The sequence below is a fragment of the Streptomyces sp. YGL11-2 genome (assembly GCF_050054615.1).
GTDB lineage: Bacteria > Actinomycetota > Actinomycetes > Streptomycetales > Streptomycetaceae > Streptomyces.
Genome location: NZ_JBNHIN010000017.1, coordinates 140,646 through 160,501 on the forward strand (window position 1 = coordinate 140,646; position 19,856 = coordinate 160,501).

20 protein-coding genes and 1 pseudogene are annotated in these 19,856 nt (G+C 70.1%); 8 read left to right on the forward strand and 13 right to left on the reverse strand.

Annotation, left to right across the window (positions count from 1 at the left end; all coding sequences use genetic code 11):
* Window positions 1–9: 9 nt before the first annotated feature.
* Window positions 10–999 (reverse strand): phospholipase D-like domain-containing protein, encoded by a 990-nt coding sequence (locus ACO1BR_RS21000; protein WP_426796606.1) that lies wholly within the window; start codon window positions 997–999, stop codon window positions 10–12.
* A 766-nt stretch (window positions 1,000–1,765) separates the two neighbouring features.
* Here ACO1BR_RS21000 and ACO1BR_RS21005 point away from each other — a divergent pair.
* Window positions 1,766–2,404, forward strand: a complete 639-nt coding sequence (locus ACO1BR_RS21005; protein WP_426796607.1) for a TetR/AcrR family transcriptional regulator — start codon at window positions 1,766–1,768, stop codon at window positions 2,402–2,404.
* A gap of 297 nt (window positions 2,405–2,701) precedes the next feature.
* Here the strand turns inward: ACO1BR_RS21005 and ACO1BR_RS21010 are convergent, their stop codons facing one another.
* Entirely contained in the window at window positions 2,702–3,292 is a 591-nt protein-coding gene (locus ACO1BR_RS21010) for a hypothetical protein (RefSeq protein ID WP_426796608.1), read from the reverse strand.
* A 99-nt stretch (window positions 3,293–3,391) separates the two neighbouring features.
* Here ACO1BR_RS21010 and uppS point away from each other — a divergent pair, with 99 nt between their 5' ends.
* Window positions 3,392–4,207, forward strand: a complete 816-nt coding sequence (gene uppS, locus ACO1BR_RS21015) for a polyprenyl diphosphate synthase (RefSeq protein ID WP_426796609.1) — start codon at window positions 3,392–3,394, stop codon at window positions 4,205–4,207.
* An 87-nt stretch (window positions 4,208–4,294) separates the two neighbouring features.
* Here uppS and ACO1BR_RS21020 read toward each other — a convergent pair whose 3' ends face one another.
* The 3 genes from ACO1BR_RS21020 to ACO1BR_RS21030 are packed head-to-tail and all read right to left on the reverse strand — an operon-like array spanning window position 4,295 to window position 5,705.
* Entirely contained in the window at window positions 4,295–4,768 is a 474-nt protein-coding gene (locus ACO1BR_RS21020) for a hypothetical protein (RefSeq protein ID WP_426796610.1), read from the reverse strand.
* Window positions 4,765–5,124 carry a DUF6114 domain-containing protein gene (locus ACO1BR_RS21025; protein WP_426796611.1) on the reverse strand — a complete coding sequence of 120 codons (360 nt, stop codon included), beginning with the start codon at window positions 5,122–5,124 and terminating at the stop codon, window positions 4,765–4,767. The genes ACO1BR_RS21020 and ACO1BR_RS21025 overlap by 4 nt, the downstream gene beginning before the upstream one ends.
* Window positions 5,124–5,705 (reverse strand): DUF6230 family protein, encoded by a 582-nt coding sequence (locus tag ACO1BR_RS21030; protein ID WP_426796612.1) that lies wholly within the window; start codon window positions 5,703–5,705, stop codon window positions 5,124–5,126. The genes ACO1BR_RS21025 and ACO1BR_RS21030 overlap by 1 nt, the downstream gene beginning before the upstream one ends.
* Before the next feature lie 360 nt (window positions 5,706–6,065).
* On the opposite strand from ACO1BR_RS21030, the gene ACO1BR_RS21035 reads away from it, so the two are divergent.
* A complete protein-coding gene (locus tag ACO1BR_RS21035; protein WP_426796613.1) occupies window positions 6,066–7,865 on the forward strand; it encodes a coagulation factor 5/8 type domain-containing protein in 1,800 nt (599 codons plus the stop codon).
* A 31-nt stretch (window positions 7,866–7,896) separates the two neighbouring features.
* Here the strand turns inward: ACO1BR_RS21035 and ACO1BR_RS21040 are convergent, their stop codons facing one another.
* The 3 genes from ACO1BR_RS21040 to katG form a co-directional block, all read right to left on the reverse strand.
* On the reverse strand, window positions 7,897–8,874 hold the full coding sequence (locus ACO1BR_RS21040; protein ID WP_426796614.1) for a fused DSP-PTPase phosphatase/NAD kinase-like protein: 978 nt from the start codon (window positions 8,872–8,874) through the stop codon (window positions 7,897–7,899).
* A 177-nt stretch (window positions 8,875–9,051) separates the two neighbouring features.
* Window positions 9,052–10,374 (reverse strand): cytochrome P450, encoded by a 1,323-nt coding sequence (locus ACO1BR_RS21045; protein ID WP_426796615.1) that lies wholly within the window; start codon window positions 10,372–10,374, stop codon window positions 9,052–9,054.
* 72 nt (window positions 10,375–10,446) lie between these two features.
* Window positions 10,447–12,663, reverse strand: coding sequence for a catalase/peroxidase HPI (katG, locus tag ACO1BR_RS21050; protein ID WP_426796616.1), 2,217 nt, complete (start codon window positions 12,661–12,663; stop codon window positions 10,447–10,449).
* 579 nt (window positions 12,664–13,242) lie between these two features.
* Between katG and ACO1BR_RS21055 the strand changes: the two genes are divergently transcribed.
* The 3 genes from ACO1BR_RS21055 (at window position 13,243) to ACO1BR_RS21065 (ending at window position 15,395) form a co-directional block, all read left to right on the forward strand.
* Entirely contained in the window at window positions 13,243–13,653 is a 411-nt protein-coding gene (locus tag ACO1BR_RS21055) for a Fur family transcriptional regulator (RefSeq protein ID WP_426796617.1), read from the forward strand.
* A 49-nt stretch (window positions 13,654–13,702) separates the two neighbouring features.
* Entirely contained in the window at window positions 13,703–14,017 is a 315-nt protein-coding gene (locus ACO1BR_RS21060; protein ID WP_426796618.1) for a hypothetical protein, read from the forward strand.
* A 136-nt stretch (window positions 14,018–14,153) separates the two neighbouring features.
* Entirely contained in the window at window positions 14,154–15,395 is a 1,242-nt protein-coding gene (locus ACO1BR_RS21065) for an FAD-dependent monooxygenase (protein ID WP_426796619.1), read from the forward strand.
* 73 nt (window positions 15,396–15,468) lie between these two features.
* Here ACO1BR_RS21065 and ACO1BR_RS21070 read toward each other — a convergent pair whose 3' ends face one another.
* Complete coding sequence (locus tag ACO1BR_RS21070; RefSeq protein WP_426796620.1) at window positions 15,469–16,335, reverse strand: helix-turn-helix transcriptional regulator; 867 nt, start codon at window positions 16,333–16,335, stop codon at window positions 15,469–15,471.
* 150 nt (window positions 16,336–16,485) lie between these two features.
* On the opposite strand from ACO1BR_RS21070, the gene ACO1BR_RS21075 reads away from it, so the two are divergent.
* On the forward strand, window positions 16,486–17,247 hold the full coding sequence (locus ACO1BR_RS21075; RefSeq protein WP_426796621.1) for an SDR family oxidoreductase: 762 nt from the start codon (window positions 16,486–16,488) through the stop codon (window positions 17,245–17,247).
* A gap of 223 nt (window positions 17,248–17,470) precedes the next feature.
* On the opposite strand, the gene ACO1BR_RS21080 is transcribed toward ACO1BR_RS21075, so the two are convergent.
* The 3 genes from ACO1BR_RS21080 to ACO1BR_RS21090 form a co-directional block, all read right to left on the reverse strand.
* Entirely contained in the window at window positions 17,471–18,247 is a 777-nt protein-coding gene (locus ACO1BR_RS21080) for a glycosyltransferase (RefSeq protein ID WP_426796622.1), read from the reverse strand.
* A gap of 94 nt (window positions 18,248–18,341) precedes the next feature.
* Window positions 18,342–18,635, reverse strand: a complete 294-nt coding sequence (locus tag ACO1BR_RS21085) for a hypothetical protein (protein WP_426796623.1) — start codon at window positions 18,633–18,635, stop codon at window positions 18,342–18,344.
* A gap of 5 nt (window positions 18,636–18,640) precedes the next feature.
* Window positions 18,641–18,841 carry a hypothetical protein gene (locus ACO1BR_RS21090; RefSeq protein WP_426796624.1) on the reverse strand — a complete coding sequence of 67 codons (201 nt, stop codon included), beginning with the start codon at window positions 18,839–18,841 and terminating at the stop codon, window positions 18,641–18,643.
* A gap of 137 nt (window positions 18,842–18,978) precedes the next feature.
* Between ACO1BR_RS21090 and ACO1BR_RS21095 the strand changes: the two genes are divergently transcribed.
* Window positions 18,979–19,413, forward strand: coding sequence for a VOC family protein (locus tag ACO1BR_RS21095; protein ID WP_426796625.1), 435 nt, complete (start codon window positions 18,979–18,981; stop codon window positions 19,411–19,413).
* A 69-nt stretch (window positions 19,414–19,482) separates the two neighbouring features.
* Here the strand turns inward: ACO1BR_RS21095 and ACO1BR_RS21100 are convergent.
* Window positions 19,483–19,623, reverse strand: a pseudogene (locus ACO1BR_RS21100) (transposase); the annotation flags it as partial.
* Window positions 19,624–19,856 lie beyond the last annotated feature (233 nt).

The following is a 19,856-nucleotide window of genomic DNA, read 5'->3' on the forward strand; positions in this document are numbered from 1 at the left end:
CGTGGCACGTCAGGCCCTGTGGGAGCCCTTCTGGAAGTCGGCGGTGAACGCCTTCTCGATACCCTTGACGACCGCGGAGTCGGCGACGATGAGGCCCAGTTCGCGGTTGTGGTTGAGCGAGTTGCTGGAGAAGTTCTCCGAGCCGGCGAACACCTTCGCGGCGGACGTGCCGTAGTCGGCGACGATCGCCTTGGCGTGGATGTAGTAGCCGGTGGAACTCGTGTAGGTGGCCACCTTGCCGCCGGCGGCGGTGACCTTCTTGAGCTGCTTGTTGTACTTCGAGTGCTGGTTCTCGGCGACGACGCGAACGGTGACGCCGCGCTTGGCGTCCGCGATGATCGCATTCACCAGCGTGGCATCGCCGAACTCCTCCTGCTGGATGTCGAGGCTGTGCTTGGCCCCCTTGATCAGGGCCAGCAGGTGGCTCTGCGAGTCGGTGGGCGACCAGACCAGGTCGGTGCCGTCGGACGGGGTGACGGAGGTCTTCGCGAAGTCGGCGTTGAAGACCTTCTCTATCGCCGCGACATCGGCCTTGTCGTTGTCGAAGACGCCGTAGTCGCGCGAGGTCGCGTAGTACTTCGTGTCGAAGTTGCCAGTGCTGATGTACGACTTGGCGCCGTCGACAGTGATCGTCTTCTGGTGGGTGTACACGTACGCCGAGGACGAGTACGTCACCCCGGCGCCGGCCGCGGACAGCGCCTTGTAGGCGGCACCGTCGATGGACGCGTGCTGGGAGTCGAAGACCACGCGGACCTTCACGCCCGCCTTCTGCTTCTTCACCAGGTCATTGACCAGGGTGGTGTCGCGCAGCTCGTAGATCGTCACGTCGACCGACTTCTTCGCCGAGTTGACGAAGTCGTAGATCGCACCCTCCTTCTGGTCCGGCAGGATCACCAGGGAGAAGGGGCTGGCGGCGTGGGCGGTGGCCGGCACGACGGCAGCCGCCGCGGCCAACGCGCCAACGGCCAGGGTGGGTATGAGACGGCGGGTGGGGGTCACCGGAACTCTCCTGACGTAGTGGGAGGGGGGTGCGCTCAACGCGCGTAGCGCACACCAGTAAGACACAGTGCCGGTGCTTGCTGAAGCTCAGTTGAGTGAACAGAAGGGCAGCGTTGTGCAAAGCAGCACCGGTGCCCCCACACCGATCAACTGCCCCTGGAATTTGCACAGTTAGGGACTCAGCAGGCCATGAGACCGTTCGCCGGGAGACTTGACCTGCATCGCCGGGCCGACGCCGTCGCAGCCCGCCCGGGCAGACGGCCTGGCCGACGATCCGAGCCGGAGTTCCGCTCGGGACGAGCCGCTCGGCAAGCCCACCACAGCACCTGGGCAACCCGATTGCACTCATCGCCAACGACTGCGGACTGTGCGCCAACGACGTCCCGGCAACTCCCCGCAATGATGAAGGCCACCGACGTGGCGCCGGCAGGCACGCCCATCAGGAGCGACTGCGAAACCACCCAGACTCCTTCGGGCCACCTCTGACATCGGGTAGCCGATGCGCAACCGGACGACAGTGGGGCTGGTCAGGCCACTTCGTCTCGCCGGTACACCCACCCAAGTCCTGCTGCTGACATGCCCAGTTGCGGTCCGCCGGCGTCGTCGCCGGTTCTCCCCCGCCGACGGCCGCCCCCGATCACACCCTTCGCCGTACGCACCGTTGGCCGTTCGGGTATGTCGCTTCCTTGGGTAGCAAGCTCCCCGCGTTATCTGTCAGGCGTATTATGTCAAGCGTATTGACAGGGGAGCAACGGAGAAGCCGACGATGCCGAAGCAGGTGGATCACCACGAACGCCGCGAAGTGATCGCCCGAGCCCTGTGGCGGGTGGTCGAGCAGCACGGCGTCTCGCATCTGTCCCTGCGCGAGGTCGCGAAGGAGGCAGGCATCTCCCACGGGGCGCTGCAGCACTACTTCACCTCCCGGGAGGCGATGCTCTCCTTCGCCATGGATCTCGCCTACGAGCAGAAGTCGCTGCGTGTCAGCCAGGGCCTCAAGGAACTCGGTGACCGGCCGCACCCCCGCGACGTCCTCCGGGTGATGCTCACGGAAACGCTCCCGCTGCACGCGGACGCCCGCGCGGCCAGCCGGATGAGCGCCGCCTACGTCCTGGAGGCGCTGCACAACGAGAACATCCACGCTCAGGCGCGCGACGGCATCACCCAAGGGCGCCTGGTCGTCGAGCAGTTGATTCGCCAGGCGATCGCCGACGGGCACATCGGCCCCGATCGCGACCCGGTGACCGAGACGAATCTGCTCCTCGCCCTCACCGGCTTCACCACCCTCATCGAACTGGACGTGGTCGCACCTCAGGAGGCGCTCACCGCCGTCGACCACTATCTGGACAGGCTGTTCGACGGAGACGAGCGGAGCGAGGGGGTCGGGGAGGGCGGCGGCGGGAGGTGAGGCGCGGCGTGGTCCGGGCCCGTGGTGGCCGGAAGCGAGGCGGATGGCTACGACCGAACCGACCGTGGCCGCCTGTCCGCCATACCTACGCACTCGGTCGCCCGGAGGTCGTATCAGGCCATGACGCGTTCGGAGATCGCGCCGTTACACCGCGCACCGCCGCCACCGTCGCGCGATCCAGCCGACCCGCCCCCACCGGCTCGCGGGGCAGGTGGAGTTCGCGGTCCGGGCCGCCGGGGAAGGGCTCGCCGCTTGGCGGCCCGGGCGCCTGTTCCGCCATGGCTGCCGGGCCCCGGCTCAGCCGGCCAGCCACAGCACCACGGCGGTGAGCCCGGCGCCCAGCGAACAGCCCGCCCACACCTGAGGCGCCGTATGCGCTCCGAGCCGCACCCGCGACCAGCCGATGAGCGCCAGCAGCGGAACCCCGATCACCGCACACCACCCGCTCATCTCGAACGAGAGCAGGGCGACCCCGCCCGCTGCGGCGCTGGTGTGCAGCGACACCTTGCCCCGGCGGGTGCACACCAGGAACGCCGCGCCGCCCAACGGGGCGAGCGACGCCGGCACCAGCAGTTCACGCGGGGCACCGAGCCACCAGCAGGCCAGCCACACGACCAGGGCACCGGCCGTGGCGCAGGCGAGCGGCACCGGGCGTTCGGCCCGGCGGCTCAACTCCCAGTCCGACCACCAGCCCCGGCGCACCCCCAGGGCGATGACCGTCACCCCCAGCGCCGCGCAGCCGGCTGCGGTGATTCCCCAGGCGAGCAGGGCCGCCCGCCAGCTGAGTGCGCACCCGGCGGCCACCGGAAGCACGGGGGGCGCGAACAGCCTGCCCGTCCACAGAGCCAGCCGATCCGGCGCGTTACCGCTGCGCGTGCGCTTCTCCACCACAACTCACCAACGATTCGCCCGACCGGATGGTTTGGGGCATGTGACGTCCGCCTCCCAGGTAACGCTTCACCCGGGAGCGTGCTCAGGGGGTAGCTGATGGACAGACTCTCGAAATGGCGGATATCCATGGCGACATGGCTGCTCCGCGGCGTGGACGCGCGGGCCGAGGGAGCGGTGGGGATCCCGCCGCGGCCCCCGGCAGGGAACGGCCGTCCTCTCCATATCGCCATCATCATGGACGGCAACGGGCGGTGGGCCACCGCCCGAGGGCTGCCCCGGATCAAGGGCCACGAGGCGGGCGCGCACGCGGTCCGGTCCGTGCTGGACGCGGCCCTCGACGAGGGCGTTGGCCATCTGTCGTTCTTCGTCTTCTCGACCGAGAACTGGCGCCGGCCCGAGGCCGAGGTGGTCGGCCTGATGCGGCTGGCCGCCGACACCATCCGGTGGGCCGCCGACCACCTGGACTACGCCGAGCGCGGCCTTCGCCTGAGGTGGTGCGGGATACAGGCAGGGCTGGCTCCCGAGTTGGTCGAAGCACTGGGCGAGGCGGAGCTGCGGACCCGGAACGGCCGGTCGATGACCGTCGTCTTCTGCCTCAACTACGGTGGCCGCGCAGAGATCACGAGGGCGGCTGCGGCGATGGCCCGCGCCACGCTGGCCGGGCGGCTGGAACCGGACGCCATCGACGAGCAGGTCTTCGCCCGCCACCTGCTGCTGCCCGACCTGCCCGATGTGGACATGCTCGTCCGTACCTCGGGAGAGCAGCGGATCTCCAACTTCCTCCTGTGGCAGTCGGCCTATGCGGAGTTCTTCTTCGTGGAGACCCTCTGGCCCGACTTCACCGGCGACCAACTCCGGCTCCTCATCCGGGCGTTCGCCGCCCGTAAGCGACGTTTCGGCGCGGTTCCCTAGACACGGTGACGGTCATCGGTGCGGTGCGACGTCACGGTCTCCGGTGCCGTAGGGCTTCCCGGGCACCCGTGCGGTACGCGTTCACGGTCATCGGTGCTGTACGACGTCCCGGAGTCGGCCGCCCTGTACGGAGAAGCCGTCGACGGTGGCGGTCACATCGGTCAGCGCCAGTGGCGGAGCGGCGGCGGCCGGCAGCGGCAGCGTGGCGTCCCAGTACACCGGCAGCACGCCGAAGAGCCGGCCGCGGACGGCCGTGAGATCCACCTCGGCGGCTCCGGGGAGTTCGGCACGGTCGCACTCCAGCATGACATCTCCGTCAGGGGTGCGAGCGGTGACCTGCACCCCGGTGAGTGCGAGGCGGGTGAACCGGCAGTGCAGCAACGGGTGCCGGCCGTCCACCCGCAGGACGCAGTGGGTGGGCCCGGCGCTGACGGTCCGGGCCCGCACCGTCAGCGGTGCGGACGCCGGGGACTGGGACCGGCCCACAGCCGTGACCGGCCCGGGCCCCGACATCACTGCGGTGCTGAGCAGGGCCGTCGCCGCCCACCCGATCCGCTTCACGTGCGCTCCGGGGCAGCGGGCGGCAGCCAGGCGAATGCCCACACGCCGCCGACGGCGGCCAAGCCGCTGCCCACCAGCAGGCCCCCCGCATTGCAGGTCACCAGGGCGACCAGCGCGAGCGCCAGCACCACCAGCCCCAGCGACGTGTGGAACTGCGGGTGCGTGATCAGCAGCAGGGAGGCCGCCAGCAGCGGCACGCTGGTGGAGAACCCCGCGCCGGCGACGATCCCGGCCACGGTCACCGTCGCCGGGCCGCCGGAGAACGGCAGCAGCAGCATCTCCGCCGACCCCAGCACGGCCAGCACGGCGGCGCCCCACGGGCGGCCGCGCCGCCACACCCGATCACACAGCCGCATCAGTAGCATTCCGCCCGGCCGGGCTTGACCGTGACGTCCAGATCGTGCACCCGAAAGCTGCCCACCGTGGCGAGCGAGGAGGTGAACCGGGTCCGGGACACGGCCGCATGACCGGCCCGGACACCCATGCCGCCCTTCGGCAGGAGCCCCACGCGCAGGCCGGTGAAGGTGGCGTCGGTGCCGTTGACGTGATCGGTGTCGACCATCAGCCCCGTCGCCTGGACCGGGGCGGTGCGCCCCGCAGCTCCCCGCAGGGTGAAGGAACCGAACGGCGTGGGCACCAGCAGACTGGCGCACAGCCCCCGGACCGACGCCCGTTCCGTGCTCACCACCGCCACCGGGTGATGGATCCCGTCCTGCTCCACCACGGAATCGGTCACCTCCGTGACCCCGTCGCCGTCCAGTTGCTCGCCGGACACCTTGAACGCACCGCCCGACCCCGCCACGGACACCGCCAACACCCCGTGAGCCATGCACAGCAGCAATCCGCCCGCACCGGCCAGCGCTATGACCGAGGCCGCGGCCAGCCGCCGCCGGTTGAGCCGGTGGTCCGCCCTTGCCGCACTGCGCGCATCTTCCACCACAGCCTCATTGAACTACCGAAGGCAGCCCCGGTTGCCCCTTGCGGCCCGGCGTGTGGAGGCCCACACGGGCTGATCGGAGCGCACAGGGGCGCGCGAAGTGCGGGGAGCCTGACTGGGGGTTCTCCGCACCGTGGCAATGGCAGTGCCGCACCGGCGGATTCCGCGAACAGCGCGGCGATCAGCGGAACTTGAAGCCTTCGGCGTCAGAGAGCGTTCACAGAGCGGTCAGTTGCCGCAGGGACACCGCGACCTTGGCGAAAACTCTTGACGCACCCTTCACTTAGATGAAGCATTCCCGGGCAACAGAGCGCTCCCTCCGCCTTTATCGTTCATTTCCTGAACTCGGAGAGTCCCCTCATGCCCACACCCCCCACCCAAGCCGCGACATCCGGAACCCCCTCCCCCACCCGTCGCACCCTCCTCGGCGCCATGGTGGCGGCCGCCACCGCGGCACCGGCCGCACTGGCCCTCGCCTCCACCGCGTCCGCGCTGCCGGGCACCGCGCAGCCACTGTCCGGCGGCGGCGACCTCGGCCCGAACGTGCTGGTCTTCGATCCGTCCACGCCCGGTATCCAGGCACAACTGGACCAGGTCTTCCGGCAGCAGGAATCCGCGCAGTTCGGCACCGGCCGCTACGCGCTGCTGTTCAAGCCCGGCACCTACAGCGGGCTCAACGCCCAGCTCGGCTTCTACACGTCCATCGCCGGTCTCGGCCTGTCTCCCGACGACACGACCATCAACGGTGATGTGACCGTCGACGCGGGCTGGTTCAACGGCAACGCCACTCAGAACTTCTGGCGTTCGGCGGAGAACCTGGCGCTCAACCCCGCCAACGGCACCAACCGTTGGGCCGTCGCCCAGGCCGCCCCCTTCAGACGCATGCACGTCCGGGGCGGACTCACCCTCGCCCCCAGCGGCTACGGCTGGGCCAGCGGCGGCTACATCGCCGACAGCCGCATCGACGGCACGGTCAGCCCGTACTCCCAGCAGCAGTGGTACACCCGCGACAGCGCGGTGGGCGGCTGGACCAACGGCGTCTGGAACATGGTGTTCTCGGGAGTACAGGGCGCTCCCCCTCAGGGATTCCCCAACCCGCCGTACACCACGCTGGCCACCACCGCGGTCTCCCGGGAGAAGCCCTTCCTCTATCTCTCCGGCAGCGAATACCGGGTGTTCCTGCCCGAGAAGCGCACCGACGCCACCGGCCCCACCTGGGGCAGCGGCACACCGCGGGGCACCTCGCTGCCGCTCGGCCAGTTCTACGTCGCCAAGCCCGGTGTCGCGGCGGCCACGCTCAACGCGGCCCTGGCTCAGGGCCTCCACCTGCTCCTCACCCCCGGCATCTACCACCTCGACCGCGCACTGGAGGTGAACCGCGCCAACACCGTGGTCCTCGGCCTCGGTTACGCCACGCTCATTCCTGACAACGGTGTCACCGCCATGACGGTCGCCGACGTCGACGGGGTCCGGCTGGCCGGGTTCCTCATCGAGGCCGGCCCCGTCAACTCTCCCGTCCTCCTCCAGATCGGTCCGCAGGGGGCCGCCACCGACCACTCCGCCAACCCGACCACCGTGCAGGACGTGTTCGTGCGGATAGGCGGCGCGGGCCCCGGCAAGGCCACCACGAGCATCGAGGTCAACAGCCGCCACACGGTCATCGACCACACCTGGGTCTGGCGCGCCGACCACGGCAGCGGCGTCGGCTGGGACGTCAACCGTGCCGACTACGGCATCCGCGTCAACGGCGACGACGTCTTCGCGACCGGCCTGTTCGTCGAACACTTCAACAAGTACGACGTCCAGTGGTACGGCCAGCGCGGACGCACCGTCTTCTTCCAGAACGAGAAGGCGTACGACGCCCCCGACCAGGCCGCGATCCAGGACGGCACCGTCAGGGGCTACGCCGCCTACAAGGTCGGCGACTCCGTAACGACCCACGAAGCATGGGGACTTGGCAGCTACTGCTACTACACCGCCGACCCCCGCATCCGCCAGGACCACGGCTTCGCGGCGCCGGACGCTCCCGGCGTGAGGTTCCACGACCTGCTGGTCGTCTCGCTCGGCGGCAAGGGCCAGTACGAGCACGTCATCAACACCGCCGGCGCCCCCACTTCAGGCGCGTCCACCACGCCGTCGACACTCGTCTCCTACCCCTGACCCGAGTGGGACCGGGCGGCCGGCGGTCGTCTCAGCGCCCGGCCGCCCAGCGGGAGTACGGGGTCTTGAACCCGTCCGAGTTCTTCTGGACGTAGGCGTAGAAGGCACGCAGGAAGGCCGCCCGTTCACGGGCCTCGGGCTTGTCGGAGTGCGCTTCCGAGGTCAGGTCCTTGCCGCCGATCAGTGCCTGGCGGCGCAGGATGTCGTCGAGGGAGACCCGTCGGGCGTTGCGCATCATGTCGTACATCGCCATGAAGGTGGTGGTGCGCCCCACTCCCGCGCGGCAGTGGAAGTGCAGCCAGGTGCCCTGCGGCAGGCTGCGGACGAAGGCGACGAAACGATCCACCTCGTCGTTCTGCGGCCGGTGGTGGTCGGGCACGGTGAGCCGGACGTAGCGCCAGCCCGCCTGCTCGACCACATCTGCCTCGGTGCGGACCGTCTTGGGATCGCGCACCGGGCCGTTGGACTTCACCGACTTGCCCGGTATCCAGTCGAAGCGCACCGGGCCGGGCCGCTCCAGCTGCTCCCGTCGGCGTTGTTCGTCGGCCAGTACCTGCCCATGGCTCAGCCCGATGTTGGCGTCGTCCTTGTTCCCGAACCAGCTGACCGGCATCCCGTTGACGTACAGGTGGGATTCCTGGCGCAGGTCCACATCGACCACGGGGCCGTGTCCGGCGGGAAGGCGGTCGTTGACCGTCCGCAGGCCGGCCACGGAGAAGACGCCGCTCCCCGAAGCGTGCAGGGTGGCCAGTCCCGCCAACGACGGGACCTTGCCGCCCGGCTCGGGCTTGGCCACGGCGCCGGCCACACGGAAGTTCTTCGGCAGTGCAGGGGTGTCGTCGATGTCGATGATCTGCCGGACCTGCCGTGGGGCCGTGGAACCACCGGCCGCCGTGCCGCCGTTCGCACAGCCCGCCACGGTCGGCAGCGCGGCGAGCGCGGTCAGCAGGGCCGCCGACGCGTGGGTCCGCAGCCGGCGTTGACGGCTGCGCCGTGGATGTTCTGCCATGTGTGTCTCCCCTTTCCCCGGGCCGTCCGGCCGCCGGGCCGGTGGTGAAGACGGCCCTGGGGGCCGGGAGGTTCGTCCTGGACGGCGATCGGAGCCCGCAATGGCCGGTCCTGCATGGCTGTTGATCGCCTGCGGGAGAGCAGTCGACCACGTTGCGAGCGGGCGATACCGCCGCGCCTATCCCGGGATCCGGGGGCTCACCGTCATGCGGATGTCGTCGGCCGCCCAGAGCACGAAGCGTTCGATCGGGATCACCTCGTGGCCCGGTACGGGCCGGAAGCGGAAGCGTTTGAGGAGTACGGCCAGGACCAGCTCGGCCTCGACCATCGCCAGGCCGGCCCCCTCGCAGCTGCGCGGACCGAACCCGAAGGGGATGTAGGCCAGCCTCGGCCGCCGGGCCGTCTCTTCCGGGGTGAAGCGTTCGGGAACGAACTTCTCGGGCTCGGGCCAGTGGTCGGGGTTCATGTGGACGGCCCAGAAGGGATAGAAGATCGTCGCCCCGGCGGGGATCTCGTAGTCGCCCAGGACAAGGGGTTCGGCCGTCTCCCGCGCGCCGTACGGGCCGGGCGGGAAGAGCCTCATCGCTTCCTTGAGGACCATCTCCAGATACGTGAGCCGTCGCAGGTCGGCGTAGTCGGGCGCCGCACGGTCGCCGAGCACGCGGTCCAGCTCATCTGCGACGCGTGCGGCGGCCTCGGGGTGCCGTCCCAGCATGTGCAGCGTCCAGGAGACGGCCACCCCGGTCGTGTGGTGGGCGGCCAGCATCATCACCATGACGGTGTCCCGGATGCGCGCGGGCCGCTCCCCCGCCCCGACGAGCGCCCCGATCAGATCGCTCCGGTCCGTGCGGGCGTCGGAACGATGCGCCGCGACCACCTGGTCGACCATCGTGCGCAACTGGCCGAGGGCCGCCTCCGCCCGCTCGGCACGCTCCTGCCGGCTGCCCCCGTCAGGCACCTGGTAGAGCCGTCCCAGGTGTTCGGTGAGCACCTCCTCGAACGCGGCGACCACGCCGTCCGGGTCAGCGGCCTCGCCCCCCAGCGCGTAGGCGCAGATCATCCGCAGCGACAGCGCGGTGAGATCCTTCTGCAGCACAACGGATTCGCGGCCGGCCTGCTCGGCCCAGCGGTCCGCGAGTGCGGTCGCCAGCCCGGTGAACCGCGCGAAGTGCCGCTCATGGGAAGGGCGTCCGGCGAGCACCGACAGCAGCAGGCGCCGCCAGGGGGTGTGCTCCTCGGCCGGAATCACCTGGAGGTTACCCGCCTCGAACAGCGGGTCCAGGAAGGCGAACAGCCGCTCCGGCCGCTCATCGAGGTGCGCCGTGGCCTCCAGCAGTACGGGGTCGGCGACCGAAACGGCCGTCTCCACGCCCGGAAGCTGGAACCGTACGACCGGCCCGTACTCGGCGTGCAGCCGCAACTGGTAGTGGTGCAGTCCGCCCGCTGCCGCGATGGCGCCGACCCCGCCGTCGGCCCGCGGCTCGGGACCTGGGATGTCCATGACCGCTCCTCCCGGCTCGGAACGGAGACGTCCAGGTCGGCCGGTGCGGGCCGACCTGGACGTGACCGGTGATCAGGCGAGGTCGAACCGGTCCAGGTCCATGACCTTGTCCCACGCCGCGACGAAGTCCGTCACGAACTTCGCCTTCGCGTCGTCGCTCGCGTAGACCTCCGCGACGGCACGCAGCTCGGAGTTCGAGCCGAAGACCAGGTCGGCGCGGGTGCCGGTCCACTTGACCGCACCGCTCGCGTCACGGCCCTCGAACGCGTCCTGCGCCGAGGACGTCGACTTCCACGTCGTGCCCAGGTCGAGCAGGTTGACGAAGAAGTCGTTGGTCAGCGTGCCCGGCTTGTCGGTGAGGACGCCGTGCTTCGACTGCCCGTGGTTGGCGCCCAGGACGCGCAGACCGCCGACGAGGACGGTCATCTCGGGCGCGCTCAGCGTCAGCAGGTTCGCCTTGTCGAGCAGCAGGTACTCGGCCGGCAGGCGGTTGCCCTTGCCGACGTAGTTGCGGAAGCCGTCCGCGGCCGGCTCCAGCGCGTCGAACGACTCGACGTCCGTCTGGTCCTGGGCGGCGTCCACCCGGCCCGGTGTGAAGGGCACCTCGACGTCGAAGCCGCCGTCCTTGGCCGCCTTCTCGATCGCCGCGCCGCCCGCGAGCACGATCAGGTCGGCCAGCGAGAGCTGCTTGCCGCCCGCGGAGTTGAAGGACCCCTGGATGCCCTCCAGCGTGCGCAGCACCTGCGCCAGCTCGTCCGGGTTGTTGACCTCCCAGTTGCGCTGCGGCTCCAGGCGGACGCGGGCGCCGTTGGCACCGCCGCGCTTGTCGCTGCCGCGGAAGGAGGAGGCCGAGGCCCAGGCGGCCGAGACCAGCTGGGAGACCGTGAGGCCGGAGCCGAGGACCTGCTCCTTGAGGGAGGCGATGTCCGCGGCGTCGATCGGCTCACCGGTGCGCTGCGGCAGCGGGTCCTGCCACAGCAGCACCTCGGAGGGGACCTCCGGACCCAAGTAGCGTGCGACCGGGCCCATGTCACGGTGCGTCAGCTTGTACCAGGCGCGGGCGAAGGCGTCCGCGAACTCCTCCGGGTTCTCGTAGAAGCGGCGGGAGATCGGCTCGTAGATCGGGTCGAAGCGCAGCGAGAGGTCGGTGGTGAGCATCGTCGGGAGGCGCTTCTTCGACGCGTCGTGCGCGTCGGGGATGATCGCCTCGGCGTCCTTGGCCACCCACTGGTTGGCGCCGGCCGGGCTCTGGGTCAGCTCGTAGTCGTACTCGAAGAGGTTCTTGAAGAACCCGTTGCTCCACTGGGTCGGAGTGGTGGTCCAGGTGACCTCAAGGCCGCTGGTGATCGCGTCAGGGCCGGCACCGGTGCCGTACGTGCTCTGCCAGCCGAGGCCCATCTGCTCCATCGGGGCGCCCTCGGGGTCCGGGCCGACGTTGTCGGCCGGGCCGGCGCCGTGAGTCTTGCCGAAGGTGTGGCCACCGGCGATCAGGGCGACGGTCTCCTCGTCGTTCATCGCCATGCGGCGGAACGTCTCACGGATGTCGCGGGCCGCGGCGATCGGGTCCGGGTTGCCGTTAGGCCCCTCGGGGTTGACGTAGATCAGGCCCATCTGGACCGCGCCGAGCGGGTTCTCCAGCTCCCGGTCACCGGTGTAGCGCTCGTCGCCGAGCCAGGTGGCCTCGGGACCCCAGTAGACGTCCTCCTCAGCCTCCCACACGTCCTCGCGGCCGCCGGCGAAGCCGAAGGTCTCGAAGCCCATCGACTCCAGCGCGACGTTGCCGGTGAGGACCAGCAGGTCGGCCCAGGAGATGCTCTTGCCGTACTTCTTCTTGACCGGCCACAGCAGACGGCGGGCCTTGTCGAGGCTGGCGTTGTCCGGCCAGCTGTTGAGGGGCGCGAAGCGCTGCTGGCCGGCACCGGCGCCACCGCGGCCGTCGCTGATGCGGTACGTACCGGCGCTGTGCCAGGCCATCCGGATCATGAGCGGGCCGTAGTTGCCGAAGTCGGCGGGCCACCAGTCCTGCGAGGTGGTCAGCACCTCGGCGATGTCCCGTTTGACGGCGCCGAGGTCCAGGCCGGTGAACGCCTCGGCGTAGTCGAACTCCTCGCCGAGGGGGTTCGCCACGGCGGGGTTCTTGGCGAGGATCTTCAGGTTGAGCCGCTCCGGCCACCACTGGCGGTTTCCGCCGCCCTGGGTCGGGTGCGCGGCGCGCCCGTGAGCGACCGGACAGCCGCCCGCGCCCTCGGTCGTCGCGCCTTCGGCCTGTGCGTCATGGATCTCAGACATGGGAATCCTTCCGGATGAGGCGGATCACAGTGCTCAGCAACCATCAGCAGTGGAACGGGCGGGGCGCAGGCCCCGGTTGGACGGCCCCGGCTTCGTGGGCCGGGAGGCCGCTGTCGTCGGACGCGGTCGGACGGAGAGCCTCGTCGACACGGCCTGCGGGTCCCGCCGCGACGATCGCGGAGCGGGCCCGTGAACGGTGCGAAGGGAGACATGACCGACATGATCGACATAGCCTGCATGGCCTACGCGACCGCATGCCCCGGGGGCGATCGTCTCGGCGCCGAGGTGGTAACCGTCCACGAGGTGGTCACCCGCCGGGCGCCGGCGCCGCACGTAGGGACACCGCGCACGGAGCCGCCGGCGCTCGCCTGCTCGCTGCTGTGGCCGTCCGCAACCGACGCAACAGGATGTGGTGGTGAGCGGACCCGTCTGGTGAACCGTCACGTGCTTTTCCCTGCGATTGTCTCGTCCCTTGGCTATCGCCGGAACAGATCCTACGATGGACGAGGTCCAAGTCAATACGGCAACCAGATCCATACGGATTCATTCGCCGGACGATGCACTGTGAGGCTGGTGACCATGAGTGACCTGCTGGAACGGCTTCGCGGACGTGGCTGGCGGATGACCGCCCAACGTCGGGTCGTCGCCGAGGTTCTCGACGGCGAGCACGTCCACCTGACCGCGGACGAGGTGCTCGCGCGCGCCACCGCCCGGCTGCCGGAGATCTCCCGCGCGACGGTCTACAACACCCTCGGTGAACTGGTCTCGCTCGGCGAGGTGGTCGAGGTGACCACCGACGGCCGCGCCAAGCGCTACGACCCGAACGCACACCGCCCGCACCACCACCTGGTGTGCTCGCGCTGCGGCGCCATCCGCGACGTCCACCCCGACGGCGACCCCCTGGCCGATCTGCCCCCTTCCGAGCGGTTCGGCTTCGCCGTCTCCGGCGTCGAGATGACCTACCGGGGCCTGTGCCCCGACTGCACCTGAGCCGCGCCCGCCCCCGGACCTCCCGGGCGCGGCGGGCGCCCAGGAGACCATGAAGGACGTCGCCGTAGAGGTCCTCCACGGCTGCGTAGCGAGCGGGAACACCTGGCGCGACCCGCTGCGACGCCTGGACGACGAGGCCGAACTACGCCGCAGTGCACGGGGGTTCATCGCGCCGCGGGCGGAGCTCCACCCGACCCCCGCCTGGCGGGCACAGCCGGAGAACGGCGACTTCGACGCCTCGTTCCCCCACGGTCCGCACATCATCCTCTACGGAGACGAGACCCAGCTCGACCGCCGGCCTTCCCCCTTCCCTACGGCCCACCGACCTGGCCTGCGCAATCGCCGGGTGCGGACCGCCCGGTGAGTGGCAGTCAGCGATGTGGGCGGCGCCGGCGGGGGTGCGGTCACGGGGGTGTCGGAGCGGTGTCGGCGTCCTGTCGGCGGGCCGTCGGCGCCCCCGTCAAGGATGGTCGAACGGCACCGATCCCGAGAGGCTCACCATGACGAACAGCGCCCGACCGCACCACTCGCGCACGACCTCGGCCCTGATCTCCGGCGCAGGCATCGCCGGAACCGCTCTGGCCTACTGGCTAGAGCGCTACGGCTTCCGCGTCACCGTCGTCGAGCGCGCCCCGGAGCCGCGCGCCGGCGGGCAGGCAGTGGACGTGCGCGGCAGCGCCCTCCACGTCGTCGAGCGGATGGGGCTGCTCCAGGACGTCCAGGCGCGCAAGACCGGCCTGCGGGGCATGTCGCAGGTCGATGCGGACGGCCGCGAGCTGCGCCGCACCACCGAGCGGACGCTCAGCGGCGGCCCCATCGACAGCCCCGACGTGGAGATCCTGCGCGACGAGCTGTGCACCCTGCTGCGGCGGGCCGCCGGACCCGGCGTCGAGTACCTCTTCGGTGACTCGATGGACAGCCTCGTTCAGCACCAGGACGGCGTCCAGGTCCGCTTCACCAGCGGCGCCGAGCGCTCCTTCGACCTCGTCGTGGGCGCCGACGGCCTGCACTCGGCCACCCGCCGTCTGGTATTCGGCCCCGAATCCGACTACCTGCACTCGACAGGCACCCACATCGCCGCGTGGAGCGCCCCCAACCACCTCGGCCTGGACCGCTGGGAGGTCTTCCACGGACCCGGTGGCGACGGCGTATGGGGCTGCATGGCAATGACCGTGCGGGACAACGCCGAGCTGCGCGTCTTCGTCGGCTTCCACTCCGACGAGCCGACCGAGCGGCTGCTGCCACGCGACACCACGGAGCAGAAGCGGCTGATCGCGGAGCGCTGCGCCGGGCTGCGATGGGAAGTGCCGCGCTTCCTCAAGGCCATGTGGGAGACGGACGCCTTCCACTACGACGTGGTCGCCCAGATCCGGATGGGCCACTGGTCACGCGGCCGTGTCGCGTTGCTCGGCGACGCCGGGTACTGCCCCTCGCCGCTCACCGGGCAGGGCACGAGTGTGGCGCTGACCGCGGCCTACGTGCTCGCCGGGGAACTGCACGCGGCCGACGGCGATCACCTGGCCGCCTACCCCGCCTACGAGGAGCGGCTACGCGACCACGTCACCGCCAATCAGGCACTGCTGGACGTGGGCAGGTCCCTGACCGACACCGGGGATGCGGGCTCGGAGACGGATGGCGGGGCCGACTCCGCCCCCGCCGGCGCGGCGGGCTTCGAGGAGCCCGCCCCCGAGACCATGGCGGCCTTCCTCGCCGCCACGGCCTTCGACCTGCCTGACTACTGACGGCACGACAGGAGGTGCGGCGACAGGCACCGGGCGGCGGGACCGACGGTGTCGTCGCGGGGCCGCACTCCGGTCAGACCGCCGGTGTCGCCGCCCAACTGGCCAGCAGCTTCAGGCGCTCCTCCGTCTGCGAACCCGGCTCCGGCGGGTAGACCACCAGCATCTGATCGGGCTCCCCTGTCACCGTCAACGTCTCGTAGGGCATGGTGAGTTCGCCGACGACGGGGTGCGTCATGCGCTTCGCCCCGTAGGTTTTCTCCTTGACCTGATGGTCCGCCCACAGCCGGCGGAAGTCCTCGCTCCCCAACGACAACTCGCCAACCAGCGTGGCCAGTTGTCCGTCCTGCGGATGGTTGCCCGCGTCCAGGCGCAGATGGGCGACCGTCTCCGCGGCCACCGCCGGCCAGTCCGGGTACAGCTCATGCGCCCGCGGATTGAGGAACACCTGGCGTGGCATGTTGCGGTCCTTGGGGGCCATCTGCGAGAAGCCGACGAGAGCGTCGCCGAGGGCGTTCCAGGCGAGCACGTCCATACGCCGGCCGAGCACGAACGCGGGGGCCTTGTCGATGGTGTCCAACAAGAGGCGCAGGCCGGGGCGGACCTTCTGGGGAGCGTGCCCTCCGGCGGGCGTGCCGCGCGTGGCCGAGGGGCGGCGGGTGGTGGGCCTGGCCACCGCGCGCAGGTATTCCTGCTCGGTGTCGTCGAGGCGCAGGACGCGCCCGATGGCGTCGAGTACGGCGTCCGACACCGAGGGGCCGCGGCCCTGTTCGAGGCGGATGTAGTAGTCGACGCTGACGCCCGCGAGCTGGGCGACCTCCTCGCGGCGCAGGCCCGGCACCCGCCGCCTGCCGTGACCCGGCAGGCCGACCTCCTCGGGCTGGATGCGGGCGCGCCGCGAGCGCAGGAAGTCGCCGAGTTCCGGGCCGATGGATATGTCCATGCCGACGATCATAGGCCCCGGGACCGCTGTGTTCCTGGTACTGCCGGACCCAGGAAAACGGCAGCCCTGGGTATGCGCGGCGGCCGGGTCCAGGGTGGGTGTCGTCGCCGGGAGACGCCGGCGACGACACCCATCGAACCAGGAGTTCCCATGTCGTACGACACCCTCACCGGCCGCACCGCCGTCGTCACCGGAGCCGCCAGTGGCATGGGCGAGGCCACCGCCCGGTTGCTCGCCTCGCACGGCGTGCGGGTGGCACTGCTGGCGCGCCGCACCGATCGGCTCACCGGGCTGGCCGCCGGGATCGAGGCGGACGGCGGGCAGGCTCTCGCGGTGACCACAGACGTCACGGACGCGGACTCCGTGGATGCGGCGGTGGAGCGGGTGCACGCCGCGTACGGCGAGGTCGACCTGGTGGTCAATGCGGCAGGCGTGATGCTGCCGAACCCCGTCACCGACGGCCGCGCCGACGAGTGGCAGCGCATGCTGGACACGAACGTGGCCGGCGCCCTGCGCGTCATCCGCGCGTTCACCCCGGACCTGATCGCCGTGGCGGCGGCGGGCCGGACGGCGGACCTGGTGAACATCTCGTCGATCGGCGCCCACGTCCCGTTCCCCAACTACGCGGTGTACGGGGCGACGAAGGCCGCCCTGACCTACCTCTCGCAGTCCCTGCGCACCGAGCTGGGCCCGCGCGACGTCCGTGTCACCAACATCGAACCCGGGCTCACGGACACGGAGTTGGGCGGCCACATCGACAACACGGAGCTGTCCGGCCAGCTGGACGGCATGTTCGACGCGCTGATCGGCCTGTCGGCGGACGACATCGCGGACCTGATCGCCTACACGACGAGCCGCGCCCGCCATGTGAACCTGCGCCAGGCGATCGTGCTGCCGACGCGGCAGGCATGACGTCGGCGCGCCGGAGAAGCTGGGGCGGGAGCGGCGACGACGTGTCGTCACCCGGATCCGTCGCCTGCGGCCCTGGAAGTGGTCCGGTCCCAGGCCGTGCCACGCAACACGAGCGCTCATGACACCCACCCGCTACACGGCGCGCGCCGTCAACACCCTCCGTCGTCGACCAGCTACCGCTAGGTGTATTGGCCCGAAACGACCTGCCGCCGAACGTGAGCTCTCACCTGCTCCCCTCCATCTGGGACGCGAACCCGTGCTGGTGTACCTGCTGCCACTTCCAACCTGACTCCCGCAGGGCGTCGGCGCGTTGGATGAGCGCGTCGATCCGAGTGGCTGCTTCGGCCGGCTCCCAGTAGCGATGGGATGCGGTCGTCTGGTTGGGATGCTTGCGGTAGAGAACGCTCGGCTCTGCTATGAATTCACCGGGTGCCACCGCCTCCGCGGCAAGGAGGAGAGCAACCGTCTCGGCTCCGGACAGCGCCTGCCAGCCGCCAAGCGCCATCACCAGGCGACGGTGAGCGGCGAAGGTGGTCGCCTGAACGGACAGACGCTGCTCCAACACCTCGCGATAGAAGCGGTCGGGCTCCAAAGCGCCATCCGAGGGGTCGAACGGACCTGGTGCCGTGCTCCCGTCCTCGTGGAGGTCGATGCAGGCGGATACGCACCACGGCACACGTTCCAGGGTCTCGATGTCCCGCTCCAGCGCGCCCGGCAGCAGTACGTCATCTGCGTCCAACGTCCGAATCAGGTCTCCTGTCGCGCGCGCAAGGGCGTGTGTGCGTGTCACCGCTATGCGCGCTCGCAGTCCTGTCCCGTAGGTGATCCTAGGGTCACTGGGCAGGCTGTTCGCAGGGATACCCGAGACGCCGTCCTCTTGCACGCACCACTCCCATTGCCAGTCATCCGGGAGCTTTTGTTCACGGAGGGATTCATAGGTGTCACCGATGAAGTGGTGGCCGCCTTCGTGTACGGCGGTGATGACGCTGATGGTTCGCATGGAACGGGTCCTGTCGGAGAGGGTTTGCTTCGTCCGCGATCATGACATGAACAAATGGCCAGAGATTCACCCTCGGTTCCCTGTGTATCCGGCATTACCGCGCGCGGTTCCGGTTGAAAACGCCCGCAGAACGGGTCCGTTTCCCTCGGGTACGCCCAGCAGCCGGATGGGCACGGCCCGCGCGTCGGACTCCGGCCTCACCGTCCGCCGGCGAGAAGCGGTACAGGAGCGCGATGCACTCCTCGAAGAACGCGCGGAGCTGCTCGGGATTGAGCCGCAGCGTCGACCGGGAGAAGAGCGCCGCGTCGGCCCAGGGACCGAGCGCGTCGGGCTCGGCCTCGAACCGGCTGGCCAGTTCCGCGAGTTCGGCGAAGTTGAGCCGGTGCATCTCCGTCAGGGCCTGGCGCAACTCGGGGGTCTGGCGGCTGTACGGCGGGAACCGCCGGTCGCCGGGCACCGGTCGCCGGGCACCGCCCGCCACCACCGCTCCCGCCCCTTGGCCAGCTCCGGAACCTCCTCGACGAAGCCGTGCTCGACCATCCGCCTGAGGCGGTGGCTGACCAGGCCGGTGCTCTCGCCGGTGGGCTCCGCCACCAGGTTCGCGCCGTTCTCGCGGATTTTCCGGTTTGATCACTTGGTGTCCAAGGTGGCCCAGGGCCCGACAGGATGCGGGCGGATCATCCCGGGGAAATGAGCGGCACAGTCCCAAGTCCCCTTGGTACGGTGCACCGATGTCAGCGACCAAGAAGTTCCAAGTCACCTTTGACTGCGCAGAACCGGAGCGTCTCGCTCGTTTCTGGTGCGAGGTGTTGGGGTACGTCGTACCGCCGCCGCCAGAGGGGTTTGCCACTTGGGATGATTTCAAGCGTTCGCAGCCACCTGAGCAGCGGGATTCGTGGTTCGCCTGCAGTGATCCGTCAGGTGTGGGCCCGCGACTGTACTTCCAGCGCGTCCCCGAAGGGAAGGCCGCCAAGAACCGAGTGCATCTTGATGTGCGGGTCGGCACCGGACTCGTGGGGGAAGAACGCCTCGCCGCACTTGAGGCCGAATGCGCACGACTGGTCCCGCTCGGTGCGACCCACGTGCAAACGCTGTATGCCGATGAGGAAAACGAGTCGTGCATCCCGATGCTGGACATCGAGGACAACGAGTTCTGTATCGACTGAGCATTCTCCGAGCCGGGGAGGTGGGGAGCTGCCTCCCCTGGGCCTCTCTGGTCTCGTATGGGGAGGGAGTTACCCCGTGAGGGCGAGGTTGTACGGTCGGGCGATGCCGAGCATGGCGGTGTGAACGCCGTCGCCTTTCAGGCGGCAGTCGCGAAGGATCTTCCAGGACTTCATCCGCGCGAGGACGTGCTCGACGCGGGCCCGGACCTTGCCCGGGGCTGTCCGGGATGGCTCCGACGCCATGATCAGACCAGGCACGGCAAGATCATGCCACCAAGATCAGCGGTTACGGGACAGCCCTTGGTTGGACGATCTCTCCGAACTCCCGGCCAGATGCCCCGTGTTCGCCCAGGGTCCAGGGTGCTCCACCTGGCCGGACACCGGTCCGGCAGCGCCCCGCCGGCTCGTCGGCGCCTCCTGCGCGGCGCTGTCCCGCGCCCGGG

Bases quoted from the DNA above. Each gene is read 5' to 3' on its own strand.
- ACO1BR_RS21095 (WP_426796625.1), top strand. From the start codon at position 18,979: ATGTCAGCGACCAAGAAGTTCCAAGTCACCTTTGACTGCGCAGAACCG.
- ACO1BR_RS21005 (WP_426796607.1), top strand. From the start codon at position 1,766: ATGCCGAAGCAGGTGGATCACCACGAACGCCGCGAAGTGATCGCCCGA.
- katG (WP_426796616.1), bottom strand. From the start codon at position 12,663: ATGTCTGAGATCCATGACGCACAGGCCGAAGGCGCGACGACCGAGGGC.
- ACO1BR_RS21065 (WP_426796619.1), top strand. From the start codon at position 14,154: ATGACGAACAGCGCCCGACCGCACCACTCGCGCACGACCTCGGCCCTG.
- ACO1BR_RS21060 (WP_426796618.1), top strand. From the start codon at position 13,703: ATGAAGGACGTCGCCGTAGAGGTCCTCCACGGCTGCGTAGCGAGCGGG.
- ACO1BR_RS21035 (WP_426796613.1), top strand. From the start codon at position 6,066: ATGCCCACACCCCCCACCCAAGCCGCGACATCCGGAACCCCCTCCCCC.
- uppS (WP_426796609.1), top strand. From the start codon at position 3,392: ATGGACAGACTCTCGAAATGGCGGATATCCATGGCGACATGGCTGCTC.
- ACO1BR_RS21075 (WP_426796621.1), top strand. From the start codon at position 16,486: ATGTCGTACGACACCCTCACCGGCCGCACCGCCGTCGTCACCGGAGCC.
- ACO1BR_RS21040 (WP_426796614.1), bottom strand. From the start codon at position 8,874: ATGGCAGAACATCCACGGCGCAGCCGTCAACGCCGGCTGCGGACCCAC.
- ACO1BR_RS21055 (WP_426796617.1), top strand. From the start codon at position 13,243: ATGAGTGACCTGCTGGAACGGCTTCGCGGACGTGGCTGGCGGATGACC.
- ACO1BR_RS21070 (WP_426796620.1), bottom strand. From the start codon at position 16,335: ATGGACATATCCATCGGCCCGGAACTCGGCGACTTCCTGCGCTCGCGG.
- ACO1BR_RS21085 (WP_426796623.1), bottom strand. From the start codon at position 18,635: ATGCACCGGCTCAACTTCGCCGAACTCGCGGAACTGGCCAGCCGGTTC.
- ACO1BR_RS21045 (WP_426796615.1), bottom strand. From the start codon at position 10,374: ATGGACATCCCAGGTCCCGAGCCGCGGGCCGACGGCGGGGTCGGCGCC.
- ACO1BR_RS21025 (WP_426796611.1), bottom strand. From the start codon at position 5,124: ATGCGGCTGTGTGATCGGGTGTGGCGGCGCGGCCGCCCGTGGGGCGCC.
- ACO1BR_RS21080 (WP_426796622.1), bottom strand. From the start codon at position 18,247: ATGCGAACCATCAGCGTCATCACCGCCGTACACGAAGGCGGCCACCAC.